At 57.5% G+C, this 12,635-nt stretch carries 8 protein-coding genes; 1 reads left to right on the top strand and 7 read right to left on the bottom strand.

Going from position 1 to position 12,635, the window contains the following annotated elements; translation table 11 throughout:
* The 4 genes from H8S59_RS22185 to H8S59_RS22170 form a co-directional block, all read right to left on the bottom strand.
* Positions 1-232, bottom strand: a 232-nt coding sequence (locus H8S59_RS22185) for a cysteine-rich CWC family protein (RefSeq protein WP_187522818.1), incomplete at its 3' end; no start/stop codon positions are given.
* Positions 229-1,710, bottom strand: a complete 1,482-nt coding sequence (locus H8S59_RS22180) for a sensor domain-containing diguanylate cyclase (protein ID WP_187522817.1) — start codon at positions 1,708-1,710, stop codon at positions 229-231. The genes H8S59_RS22180 and H8S59_RS22185, both read right to left, overlap by 4 nt.
* 131 nt (positions 1,711-1,841) lie before the next feature.
* Entirely contained in the window at positions 1,842-4,964 is a 3,123-nt protein-coding gene (locus H8S59_RS22175; protein WP_187522816.1) for a dermonecrotic toxin domain-containing protein, read from the bottom strand.
* A 169-nt stretch (positions 4,965-5,133) separates the two neighbouring features.
* Positions 5,134-5,478, bottom strand: coding sequence for a winged helix-turn-helix transcriptional regulator (locus tag H8S59_RS22170; RefSeq protein ID WP_095094118.1), 345 nt, complete (start codon positions 5,476-5,478; stop codon positions 5,134-5,136).
* Positions 5,479-5,625: 147 nt separating this feature from the next.
* Here H8S59_RS22170 and gstA point away from each other — a divergent pair, with 147 nt between their 5' ends.
* Positions 5,626-6,255 (top strand): glutathione transferase GstA, encoded by a 630-nt coding sequence (gene gstA, locus H8S59_RS22165; protein ID WP_187522815.1) that lies wholly within the window; start codon positions 5,626-5,628, stop codon positions 6,253-6,255.
* Positions 6,256-6,302: 47 nt separating this feature from the next.
* Here gstA and H8S59_RS22160 read toward each other — a convergent pair whose 3' ends face one another.
* The 3 genes from H8S59_RS22160 to H8S59_RS22150 all read right to left on the bottom strand — a co-directional run bounded on the left by H8S59_RS22160 (position 6,303) and on the right by H8S59_RS22150 (position 12,496).
* Positions 6,303-6,527, bottom strand: a complete 225-nt coding sequence (locus tag H8S59_RS22160; protein ID WP_187522814.1) for a hypothetical protein — start codon at positions 6,525-6,527, stop codon at positions 6,303-6,305.
* 382 nt (positions 6,528-6,909) lie between these two features.
* On the bottom strand, positions 6,910-8,733 hold the full coding sequence (gene atzF / locus H8S59_RS22155) for an allophanate hydrolase (RefSeq protein ID WP_187522813.1): 1,824 nt from the start codon (positions 8,731-8,733) through the stop codon (positions 6,910-6,912).
* Positions 8,734-8,761: 28 nt separating this feature from the next.
* Positions 8,762-12,496 carry an urea carboxylase gene (locus H8S59_RS22150; RefSeq protein WP_187522812.1) on the bottom strand — a complete coding sequence of 1,245 codons (3,735 nt, stop codon included), beginning with the start codon at positions 12,494-12,496 and terminating at the stop codon, positions 8,762-8,764.
* Between the last annotated feature and the right edge of the window lie 139 nt (positions 12,497-12,635).

Here is a 12,635-nt window from a genome sequence, read left to right as displayed (position 1 = left end):
TCAGTCGGCTCGGGTCAGTTTTGTCCGAAAGCGCATCATTGATCCCCGCACAACGCGGGCACAAGCAGGCTTTGTTGCGCAGTTCTTCCGGCAGGGCCTGGATTACCGCGGGATCAATGCTCACCGAAAAACACCAGCAAGCCTGATCCGCTGTGCGCGGATCGGCCAGGGTGCAAGCGTTGCCTGCGCCGCAGGCCGGGCAGCGTTGCGGAGTATTGGCTGAGTTGTTCATGGTGCGCCTGGCGTCTCCGTGCAGATCTGGTTGCGGCCGTTTTGCTTGGCGCGATACAGCGCGCTGTCTGCGCGGGCGATCAGGCTTTGCAGCGTATCGTCGGGCCGCAACTGGCTCAGGCCAATGCTGACCGTCACCTGCAGCGGTTCGCCGGAGAACAGGTAAGTGTGCTGCTCGGCCAGCAGGCGAATTTTTTCCGCGACTTCATGGGCATTACTGGTATCGGTACCCTTGAGCAGGATGATGAACTCTTCGCCGCCCCAACGACAAATGATGTCCGACTGACGCAGGCAGCTTTTCAGGTCGTCGGCGAAACCGGCCAGCACTTCATCCCCGGCCAGATGCCCGTGGGTGTCGTTGAGTCGCTTGAAGTGATCCAGGTCCAGCAGCATTGCTGTGAGCGGGCGAGCATCGCGCTGAGCATCCTTGAGGGTCTTGATCGCCCACAGGTTGAAACCGCGACGGTTCGGCAGGCCGGTGAGGCTGTCGAGGGTCGCCTGGGCTTCGATCCGGTACTGGAAGCGGTTAACCACCAGATTCAGCAGGTAGACCACAATCAGCGTGATCACCAGACAGATAAACAGGTTCAGGTACAGGGAGTGGCGTATGTCACTCAGTGCAGATTCTTCTTCCTTGTCGACGAACAGGTACCAGTTCAGCTCCGGTATGTAGCGCACGTTGAGGAAGTGTTCCTTGCCGTTGACCCGATGTTCGTAAGTGCCGCTGAGCGGTTTAGGCATTTTACTCAGCAAGTCGGCCATGCTCGGCAGCTTGTTGAGTGACTCGCCGATAGCGGCACCCTGCGGACCTCCGCTTTCGCCGGTCAGTACGATACGGCCGAAGGCGTCGACAAAGAAGACGCTGCGGTCATAGCGTTGCTGATAACGGTCGATCAGTTTGATGACGGCATCCACGGTCAGCCCGACACCCGTGGCACCGATGAATTTGTTGTCGTAGTCGAAGACTTTGTAGTTGATGAAAAACGTCAGGTTGTCCTTGTTGGCCATGTCCGGATCGACGTTGATCTCATACGGCGCTTCCATGTCCCTGACGCGGTAATACCAGACATCGCGAGGCTCGCGGGCATCGATTTTCTTCAGGATGCCTTTGGCCTGGTAATACGTCAGGCTGCTGTCGGACACGAAAAACGTGGTGAACGCCCCGTAGTGGTCCATCACTTCTTTGAGGTAACGGGTGATTTGCTGAGGATTGCGTTCACCCTCGACAATCCAGTCCCGCATAAAGGTGTCGCGGGCCATCATCGAAGAGATCAGCACCGGACGGACCAGATCTTTCTGAATTTCCGAATAGACCGTATCGGAGGTCAGCGGCAGCTCGGTATTGATGATGTTGTCGCGAATGGACGTGCGCGACGCGTAATAGCTGAGCAACGATGTTGCCAGAAAGCCACAACCCAGCAGGATCACCAGCGTAAACAGGAGTGAGCGTTGCGAAGGGCCAGCAGAGCGAAAAGCCATAACGTGTCCGGTTGTTTTGCCTGTCCATGAAGGCAGGCATGCTAGCCCGCCGCCAGTCTTTGCGCCATCGGGAGGTAAATGCTTTCAGCGATTTTGGACCCCCGACTGGCTAATTTTTTTGTGGTTTTTGCCTATGGAACTCGATACACAGGTGCAATGCCTAGCAGTGATTTGAAAGCTGAACAGCGGCAATGCAGGAGCAGAATCCTGTCGTAATGAATGCCGCTTTCCGACAGTGCGTTGAACAACTGATCCAGCGCAGGCGGCGACATGCCAAATCGATTTCTGACCGTCAGTACGTCCATGGGGGTGAGCGGCAGAGCATTCCTGAACGGCGACTGATTGGAGTTACGCACGATATGGCTGATGTCCTGGTAGCTTTCGCCGTAAGGACTCTGGAACTTTGAAATTGTGTAGTTCTTGATCATCCCGGGTCGGGAAGTGCCTGCCAGCAGTTTGTCGGTCACCACATAAGGCTTGGAAAGCGAAGCGGCCAGTGTGTTTTGCTGCGCATCAAGAATGGCGAATGGGCGCGCCTGCCTGCTGACCACCCGATGCAGTTTAGGGTCTACCAATTCATACCCGTCTGGCGCGTAGGCGTGTAATTCAGTGCCGTTGGGAATGGCTGCATTTCGGCTCCAGGGCAGGGAGTAGCCGTGGGTGCTGAGTACCAGCGTGCGTGCCTGGCGGTGTTCGGCCGTCCATAGCAGAAACTGGCGTTGCAGCTTCCAGGCCTTGACCGCCAATGTGGAAAACGCAGGGTGGCCAGGAATATTCCAGACTTTCAGCACTGCATCTGTCTGGAAGAATTTCTCAAAACGGGTTTCCCGTTGAAGCATCGAGCGCCGGAGCCAGGTGCCAAAGCTTTTAGTGCTTGATGCCGACGCCAGCGCAGGACGTAAAACGGGATTGACCGGCGTCGCCAGCTTGCGCAGAGCATTGGTCAGTCGGGGCATGGAAGGCGGCAGTTGCAGCAATCCCAGCGACAGAAAACTGAGCAAGGCTTGTTGTTTCTCGGCATAACGTGCACCCGGTAAATTCGCCGAGCTGATGTTCAACGCTGCGATACCCAGTTCGGTTGCCAGAGACGCAATCAACGCGGGCGTCAGCAGTGCCGACATGGGAGCGATCAGAAACTGCAACTGATGAAGCAGACGAGTCCAGTAGAGAAGTGACACCTCCTGGGAGGTGACTACGGTGTCATCCGCGTTCCAGAGACAGTTTTGTCTGAGCATACTGGCGATGTGGGCAAACGGTGAAGCCGTGATGTTCTGCTCGCTCAGTTCCTGCGCCAGGACTTTACGTGTGTCGTGATTGAGTAGCACGTCAGTCCATGGGCGCAACAAGGACACCGGTTCGCTGGGCATCTGCTCTCTTGCCCAGACTTTCAGGATATACGTGAGCCGTTCATGGTGGCGCGTGGGAATGTAGTTACGAACGGTATCTCGCCACGTCTGACTGTGTGCGGCGTGGCGCAGGTATCGGTGAAGTTCATCCTCGTTACTGAATTCGATAAAGGCTTTGAGCATGCCCGCCTGATAAAGCACCCGTTGCGTTTTTCCGGGGAGGCTTAGTACCAGAAGGCTTGGGCAATATTGTGCGGTCGGCCCGCCAAGCAGGGTGTGCTGTAGATAGACTCCGGGTATGGACCACTCGACCCGAACGCCCGGGGTTTTGATGTTCAATTGTTCCAGCGCTTTGATGATCAGGTCGAACCCCTCGCGCTGCACGGTGCCGTGCTTCAGGCATCGCAGTGCCTGGGTCATGAACTGGCTTCGCAAGGTCGCCTCGATGACTGCCCTGTGTTGCGTCCAGAACGTATCGATTTCCTGACGCATCACGCTCAAAAAGTTAATCTCGCGAATGACATTTTCGATGGCTTGAACGTCCATGGGTAGCTCTTGACGGGCGTCCCACTTGCCCGTGCCAGTGGTGTCGAGATAGACCGCATTACGGCCTCCTTTATCGATATAACCAGCTGGCGATGCGACGCGGTAATTACTCACCAGTGCCTCGCTCAGGCTGACGGGATTTTCATCCGGGACCTGAATGTCGAGGGCGGGGTGTCGGGCGTCACCCAGCGGTGTCGTGGAGTGTCCCCGCAGGTAGCGAATGAAGACCTGATCGGGGTTAACCTCCCAGCCATGTTTTTCTCGCAGCGCTTTGGCCATTACTCTGGCTGCTGTCGTTAAGGGGGCCGGGATTCGCTGCAGAACACTGGGTTGCGATTGCCAGATATCCACTGCGCCGAGCAGGCTCAGGGCTCGCCCGATGGGTTTGAATGGATTGGGCTGAGCGCACAGGCCGACCTGTGTCTCTATGTAGTCGAGGGATCGTTTTTCCTGGGCAGCGGTGATGGCTGAAAAAATGTCGCCGTCGATTTCCGTGAGGCTGGCAGACCCCGAGTATTCATTGAGATGGGGAAGGGTGCTCAGAGCATCGAAGAGCTTTTTTTTCATGTGTGCGGGGTCGTCGCTGATGTATTCCAACGGTGCAGTTCGACCTTCCGGCATATGGATAAAACAATGCGACGTATTTTTTGACCGTATCTGAAAGGCGTCGGGTAGCGCCTGTTCGTTGATCGAAAGCATATGCGCGACCGCCCGCAGACCGCGCCCAGACGTTTCCAGGCAAGCTGCGGAGTCCGGGAATGCCTCCAGACCCAACGCATCCAGCGCTAATTCATAGCCTTCGCGAGTGATCAGCTTGCGGGCGAACTGCCGCGCCAGCTTATCCAGAAAAGACAGCTTGGCCAGTGCCCGGTAAGTCTCTCGATGCCTTGCCCAGAAGCGTTCTATCAAGGCGGGGTAGTCGAGGAACCAGCGGCTATTGATGATCAGATTGATCGCAGCCTGGGTGGTAAGGGCAGGGGTTGATTCGTCCAGCGGCCGGTCTGTAACGGTATGCTGCAAAAGCCCACGCATCATCGCGCCATTAAAGGACAGCACGCCGATGTCGGTAAGGGTCATGCGCCGCGAATAGCGCTCGCGGCCCTGGTCGTCGACCTCGGGGTTGGTCTCGGTGCTAAAGCGGATGCTCAGTTTGTCGGGGGACAGCGTTTTACCCGTGGTCTGCAGCAACAGGTGCTTTAACTGCGCGCGTACGTAAACGCGCAGGGTGGGCGGGTAATCCATGTCCAGCTGGCTGGCTTTGAGTAGCAGGGTCGAGTGAACGATGAGTTTGAAGCCTGGACTGTGCGTGAGGCTTTCCAGGCGCTGGCGATGAGCTTCTGTGTGCTGCGTTTGATCATTCATAAAAAGCCGACTTGATGAGTTGAAGCCTCACTATGTCGGCTGGTTTTTTTTGATTGGGCTAACTATTTATTTATGCCGCCAGGTTGAATAGGCACTAGCCGTGCGGATATCGGAAGGACGTGTTCGCGCGCGCCGACAAAGCGTGTGTGATCGACCGATGTCTGGCGCATCAGTGGGCTGGACATTCGCTATCGATGGTTTGGCGACTTTTGACCCACAATCCAAAGTGTTTCATTACTTCAACGACAGGCTCTAGCCTGCGTCCGTCAACTGTGAGTTCGTACTCAACCGTTACGGGTACAGTGGGAAATACGGTGCGCTTTACCAGTCCTGCTTGCTCAAGGGCACGCAAGTCCAGGGTCAGCATTCGTTGCGAAATAGCGGGAATGTCTCGCCTCAGCGCATTAAACCTTTTTGGCCCATCGAGCAGGTAGGATGCGAGGAGCAGCCGCCAGCGGCCACCCAACAAACGCATTGCTTCTTCGACCGAGCAGCCTGATATGTTGTCCTTCATGGTCGGAATCCTGGTGGGGTAGGTATATTTTTTGTACCTATACTACAAAATAGTGCGTTCTTCTTATTTTATACCTGACCTCTAGAATGGGATGAAGCCGTCTCTCCTTTGAATTGACAGCGCTCACTCATGCTCTGGAGTCTGTAAATGAAGCTGTATTACATCCCCGCGTCCTGCTCCCTTTCGCCCCATATTGTTCTGAATGAGTTAGGTCTTGATGCCACACTGATAAAGGTCGATTACAAAAGGCACGTCACCGAACTGGGCACCGACTACTTCGAGGTCAACGGCTTTGGCTACGTACCAGCAATCGAGCTGGACGATGGCACTCTCCTGCGTGAGGGCTCAGTAATCGTGCAGTATTTAGGTGACCTGAAGCCGGAGTCCGGACTTGTTCCCGCCCATGGCACCCTTGAGCGATACCGGCTTCAAGAGTGGCTGAGCTTTCTCTCGTCCGAGATTCACAAAGGCTACATTCCGCTGTTGTATTCAGCACAGGCAGGTAAATACGTAGAAAGCGTTAAACCAAAGTTAGAGAAGCGTTTCGCCTGGATTGACGAACAATTGAGTACCCGCTCATACGTCATGGGTGATTCGTTCACGGTGGCTGATGCCTATCTCTTCGCATTGACAGGCTGGGGCCAAGCCTTTTGGCTGACCAGCTATTACAAGGCCGACATCCACTTCGACACTTTGCATAACCTACGGGCCTGGTACGAACGGGTTAAGGTTCGTCCTGCGGTTCAGAAAGCGTTGCGGGAAGAGGGGCTTGCGTGAGAGGGCTCGCACTGCTTCTCTGACGCAGCAAACGATTTACCTGCCTATCAAAAACACAGATTGATGCACTTTTTGTCGGAGCCGCCGAAGGCTGCGAAGCGTTCATCCTGACACAGCGCCATCGCAGCCTGCGGCAGCTCCTGAAAGTGTGTGCTTCCACCTGTTTTTCGTGGGAGCGAATAAATTCGCAAATGCGTTTTTCCTGTAAAAAAATCTACGTCTGACACACCGCCTTCGCGAATAAATTCGCTCCCACCGGGATGTGTGTTCACTGCGTAAACACCTGACTGCACTGTTTTTCGTGGGAGCGAATTCATTCGCGAATGCGTTTTCCCTGTAAAAAATCTGCGTCTGACACACCGCCTTCGCGAATGAATTCGCTCCTACCGGGATGTACGTTCACTGCGTAAACACCTGTTTTCCGTGGGAGCGAATTCATTCGCGAATGCGTTTTTCCTGCAAATATATCTGTGTCTTACACATCGCCTTCGCGAATAAATTCGCTCCTACCGGGATGCGCGTTCAATGCGTAAACACCTGTTTTCGTGGGAGAGAATTCATTCGCGAATGCGGTTTTCCTGCAAAAAAATCCGCGTCTGGCACACTGCCTTCGCGAATGAATTCGCTCCCACCGGGGTTGTGTTCCAAGCCTGTTTAGCTCTGTTTATCAGCCTGCAGATAAGCCCTCCAGCCACCCAGATGGCTGATGTTTTTTGCGCCCTCCAGCCCATAAGCTTCGCAGATAAACCCGCACTCCCAGCGGCCATCAGCCAGTTGCACTTTGCCTAAACCCAGTGGCGCTGGAATACCGGTGAGGAACGAACCCAGTTCGCGGCTCGGCAGCTCCCAGACTTCCACGTCGATAGCCACGCCGTCCAGATCGACCCGGACCATGCCGGGCCGAAATGGCGGGCCACCGGCCAGCGCGTAGAGTTGATAGTTCGGGGAGCTTTGTGTGGTTTCCACCAGGCGAGCGCCGCGTTGTTTGAGTTGCCAGTTCAACGCCAGGCCATCCAGATGAGCGCCGCACACGACGAGGCGAGTCATGTCGTTGCGCGCGCTTGCGGCGGGTTTGTTCAACTGTTCAGTAATCCCGCCAATCAGTGGCAATTCGGTATGACGTTGCAGAGCATCGGCCACACTCAGCAAATACTGATCAGTAAACACCCGACCAAACAATGTCACGCCCCAAGGCAGCCCGTTGGCCATAAAGGCGCTGGGTACAGCGACGGCTGCGTAATCCAGCAGGTTGACGAAGTTGGTGTAGTAGCCCAGGTCCGAATTGCGTAATACCGGCTCGGCTTGCAGCTCGGCGTTGGTCACCGGGCGGGGAATGCTTGGCGTTACGACGAAGTCCAGATCTTCCATGGCCTTGTCGCAGATCGCCTTGAGCGCTTGCAGACGGTACTGGGCGCGGAATGTATCTACACCCGTCACACCAGGCGCTTTGGCCAATACTGCACGTATCACCGGCAACACAGCGTCAGGATTGTTTTCCATCAGCTCACCCGCGACGCTGTATCGCTCAGCGACCCATGGGCCTTCATACAGCAGGCGCGCTGCTTCAAGAAAGGGTGACAGGTCCAGAGTGACCGCTTCGCCACCCAGTTCGATCAGGCGGTTAACGGCTTCGCCAAACAGCTGCGGGCCTTGAGTGCAGCCAAAATACTCCAGGTCCTCGGCGCGGGGGACGCCGAAGCGGAATGGCCGCGGCGTACCGAATGCCGAGCCGTCGTTCCACAGCGGGTTGCTGCGGCTGTATTCGTCACGCGGGTCGAGCCTGGCGGTCAGGCTCAGCAGCTGGCTGGCTTCACGCGCAGTGGCGGTGAAGGTCGTCACACAATCCAGCGTGCGGCAGGCCGGTACGACTCCGGCGGTGGAGATCAAACCTTTACTGGCTTTCATGCCCACCAGATTGTTCAGCGCGGCAGGCACCCGGCCTGAGCCTGCGGTATCGGTGCCCAGCGAGAAACTGCTGACGCCCAGCGCTACGGCGAGTGACGAGCCCGAGCTGGAGCCGCCCGATGGATACTCTTTGAGCACGCTATTCGGGCAGGCGCCATAGGGCGAGCGACTGCCGTTCAACCCGGTGGCGAATTGATCCAGATTGGTTTTGCCCATGGGGATCGCCCCCAGCGCCAACAGCTGTTCGACGATCGTCGCCGACCGTTCCGGCGTGTACGCATACGCCACGCAAGCTGCCGTGGTGGGAATGCCCGCCAGATCGATGTTGTCCTTGATCGAGAAAGGGATGCCATACAGCGGCAGGTCCTTGATATCACGACCTTCCAGTGCGGCGAGGTAGGGTTCCAGTTCATCAACGCTGAGCAGATGAATGAACAGATGATATTCCGGGTTAAGCGCGACGGCTTTCTGCCGCAGGGCGAGGATCAGTTGGCGAGGTGTCAGGCTGCCGGATTCATAGGCAGCACGGACTGATTCCAGGCGCAGATCACGCAACGTTACTTCAAGGCTCATAGAAGAATTCCATCAAAAAGTAAAAGGATCAGTCGGCTTGAAGCACGACGACACGCTGACCTGCACGCACTGCCGAACCCGGCTGGACGCGCACCTCGCGGACCACCCCGGAGGTCGGTGCCAGCAGCGGAATTTCCATCTTCATCGACTCCAGAATCACCAATGGCTCACCTGCCTCGACACGCTGGCCCACCTCGACCTGCACTTGCCAGAGGTTGCCGGCGATGTGGCTGTCGACACTGTGTTCCCCGGCCTTGAGAGGCGTTTCTTCGGTTAACGGCGCAACGGCTTCTTCGCTTTCGAAATTGGCCTGACCGCTGGCGATCCAGCGTTCACGTTCAGCGTTGAACGCCGCTTGTTGCTGGCGGCGGAATGCGGCGATGCCTTCGGCTTCGCGATTCAGGAATGCCTGATAGTCGGCGAGGTTCAGCGTGCTGTGTTCAATCTCCAGGTCATAACGGCCCAGCGGGAAATCACGACGGATGCGCAGCAGTTCTTCAGCGCTGACCGGGTAGAAACGGATCTGATCGAAGAAGCGCAGTAACCACGGCTTGCCATCGAATGCGGCGACTTCCCGGTAGCGGTTCCACATCTGCAAGGTGCGACCCACAAACTGATAGCCGCCGGGGCCTTCCATGCCGTACACGCACATGTAGGCACCACCGATGCCTACCGAGTTTTCGGCGGTCCAGGTGCGGGCCGGGTTGTACTTGGTAGTGACCAGTCGATGGCGCGGGTCCAGCGGCGTAGCGACCGGCGCGCCGAGGTAGACATCGCCCAGGCCCATGACCAGATAGCTGGCTTCGAAGACGGTGCGTTGCACTTCGTCCAGGTTGGGCAGGTCGTTGATGCGCCGGATGAACTCCAGATTGCTCGGGCACCAAGGCGCATCCTTGCGCACGGTAGTCATGTATTTTTCGATGGCGAGCTGACAGGCCGGATCGTCCCAAGACAATGGCAAATGGACGATGCGTGACGGTACTTGCAGGTCCTTGGCGGCGCAGACGGCGTCCCATTCGCCAGCGACGATATCGAGTAGTTGCGCCAGGGGTAATTGCTCCGGCTGGTAATGCACTTGCAGCGACCGAATACCGGGAGTCAGGTCGATCACGCCATGTAGATGCTTGGCTTCCAGTGACTGCATCAACGCGTGTCCGCGAAAGCGCAGCACCAGATCCAGCTCAGGCGCGCCGATTTCCAGCAGCAGGTGCGTGTCGCCGGAGAGCCGTGCGACCAGACGGGTGTCGTCTGCGCCAATGTCCAGAACGATGGGTGACGTCAATTCTGTGGGAGCGAGGCTTGCCCGCGAAGGTGTCAGAACAGGCACCGCGTCGTTTGCTTCGCGAATAAATTCGCTCCTACTGGACTTCGCCGCACTACTGTTCCCTGGTAGGAGCGAACTTGTTCGCGAGGAGGCCGGTACATTCGATGCGTCATTTGCGTGTGGAAAACCGGTCTCGCGAACAAGTTCGCTCCTACCGATAAATCCACGGGCCTGCTCAATACTCACCGCTTCAAACATCACCTTATCCCCAGCCTTGAGCTGGCCCAACTGCCACAGGTCCGCTTCGATAATGGTCACCGGGCAGACGAAACCGCCCAGGCTTGGGCCGTCCGGGCCGAGGATCACGGGCATGTCACCAGTGAAATCCACCGCGCCAATTGCATAGGGATTGTCGTGGATGTTCGACGGGTGCAGTCCGGCCTCACCACCATCGGCCCGTACCCATTCCGGCTTGGGCCCGATCAGGCGCACGCCGGTACGGCTGGAGTTGAAGTGCACTTCCCACTGAGTGGCGAAGAACGTCTGCATGTAGTTTTCAGTGAAATATTCGGGGGCGCCGTGCGGGCCATAGATCACTCGGATTCGGCGTACGCTCGGCAAGTCTTCCAGTTGCGCGGTTGGGACTTGTTGCCCGGCGCTACGGTCAACCAACGGCGCAATGTGCAGCACGTCACCGGCACGCAGAGCCCGACCACCGTGCCCACCAAACTGGCCAAGGGTGAAGGTGCTTTTACTGCCCAGATAATCCGGCACATCCAGCCCGCCCCTTACGCACAGGTAGCTGCGCGCACCGGCCCCGGCAATCGTGCCCAGCGCCAGTTGTGAACCAGCGGGCACGAACACGGCTGTGTTCAGCGGTTGCTGTTCGCCATCCAGCGTAAACGGAATAACGGCGCCTGTGACCGCCACCACAGCATCGGTGTTGAAGCGCAGCAGTGGGCCGCTCATGGTGATTTCCAATGCGGCGCAACCATCGGCGTTGCCCAGCAAGCGGTTGCCCAGACGCAGAGCACGGCTGTCCATCGGCCCGGACGGTGGCACGCCTACCGCCCAATAACCCAAGCGTCCGGGATAATCCTGCACGCTGGTTTGCGTGCCGCCACTGAGCACTTCAAAGGTGTGGGCGTGATAGATCAAGCCTTCCAGGCAACGGGTCCACGGCTGACCGCTGGCGAACGGGGCGTCGGCGATAATCTGCCGCAGGTAGTCGCGATTGGTTTCCACGCCATAAAGGCGGGTTTCGCTCAAGGCGCTGGCCAGTCCATCGCTGGCCAACTGGCGATTCGGTGCCCAACTGATCACCTTGGCGATCATCGGGTCGAAGAACGGCGGAATCTCGCAACCGGCTTCTACCCACGTATCGATACGCAGGCTTTTGCCATCTACAGCGGGGAAGTTCACCGCTGTCAGCAAACCAGGGCAGGGCTGAAAATCCCGTCCCGGATCTTCGGCGTACAGCCGCGCCTGAATGGCGTGGCCACTTGGCTTGAGCGCGGCTTGCAGTTCTGACAACGGCGGCAGGTCACCGGCTGCCAGTTGCACCATCCAGCTGACCAGATCCACGCCCCAGACTTGCTCGGTCACACCGTGCTCGACTTGCAGGCGAGTGTTCACTTCCAGGAAGTAGAAACGCTGGTCGTCGCTGTCGAAGACAAACTCCACGGTCCCTGCGCTGCGATAGTTGACCGCTTTGGCAAGCTTGATTGCTGCGACGCACAGTTCTTCACCCATGCCATCAGGCAAGTTCGGCGCCGGGGTTTCTTCGAGGACTTTCTGGTTGCGCCGCTGTACCGAACAGTCGCGTACACCCAGAGCCAGCACTTCACCATGACCGTCGCCGAAGACCTGCACTTCAAGGTGTCGGGCGCGCTGGATGTACTTCTCGATGAATACGCCGGAATCGCTGAAGTTATTCTGTCCGAGGCGTTTAACGGCTTCGAAGGATTCGCCTAGTTCTGCCGCGTCGCGGCATACACGCATGCCGATACCGCCGCCGCCTGCTGTGCTTTTGAGCATCACCGGGTAACCGATAATTTCAGCCGCGCCCAGGGCTGCTTCAATGCTGTCCAGCAGTTCTGTGCCTTCGAGCATGGGCACACCGTGCTTCTTGGCCAGCGCACGGGCCGTGTGCTTGAGGCCGAAGACGCGCAGTTGCTCGGGCGTTGGCCCGACGAAAGCGATCCCCGCGTCTTCACAGGCTTGAGCGAAGGCGGCGTTTTCAGAAAGGAAGCCATAACCCGGATGGATGGCTTTAGCGCCGCTGGCTTTGGCGATGGCGAGGATTTTATCCACTGCCAGATAGGTCCCAGCCGCACCGCCTTCACCCAGACTATGGGCTTCATCGGCTTCCAGCAAATGCAGGCTGGCAGCGTCCGCTTCGGAATACACCGCGACGCCTTTGACGTGTAGTGCGCGCAAGGTGCGCAGGATCCGGCAGGCAATGGCACCGCGGTTGGCAATCAGCAGTTTGTCGAACATGTCTTGAACCCCGGAAGCCGATCAGCTCGACCTCAAACTGGGAAGCGGGCCGTCCCGCTATTGATGTGACTACACGAGGGTCGTCCGTCGTGGTGTGTTCAGGTGCTGCAATACTTGAATTGCAATGCGGCCCTTGTGG

The organism is Pseudomonas folii (genome assembly GCF_014357575.1).
In the GTDB taxonomy this organism is placed as follows: domain Bacteria; phylum Pseudomonadota; class Gammaproteobacteria; order Pseudomonadales; family Pseudomonadaceae; genus Aquipseudomonas; species Aquipseudomonas folii.
Note: the sequence above shows the minus strand (reverse complement) of the source record. Positions and strands in the feature narration are given on the sequence as shown.

Excerpts from the sequence above, each read along its gene's own strand:
- H8S59_RS22180 (WP_187522817.1), bottom strand. The coding sequence starts at position 1,710 with ATGGCTTTTCGCTCTGCTGGCCCTTCGCAACGCTCACTCCTGTTTACG.
- H8S59_RS22175 (WP_187522816.1), bottom strand. The coding sequence starts at position 4,964 with ATGAATGATCAAACGCAGCACACAGAAGCTCATCGCCAGCGCCTGGAA.
- H8S59_RS22170 (WP_095094118.1), bottom strand. The coding sequence starts at position 5,478 with ATGAAGGACAACATATCAGGCTGCTCGGTCGAAGAAGCAATGCGTTTG.
- gstA (WP_187522815.1), top strand. The coding sequence starts at position 5,626 with ATGAAGCTGTATTACATCCCCGCGTCCTGCTCCCTTTCGCCCCATATT.
- atzF (WP_187522813.1), bottom strand. The coding sequence starts at position 8,733 with ATGAGCCTTGAAGTAACGTTGCGTGATCTGCGCCTGGAATCAGTCCGT.
- H8S59_RS22150 (WP_187522812.1), bottom strand. The coding sequence starts at position 12,496 with ATGTTCGACAAACTGCTGATTGCCAACCGCGGTGCCATTGCCTGCCGG.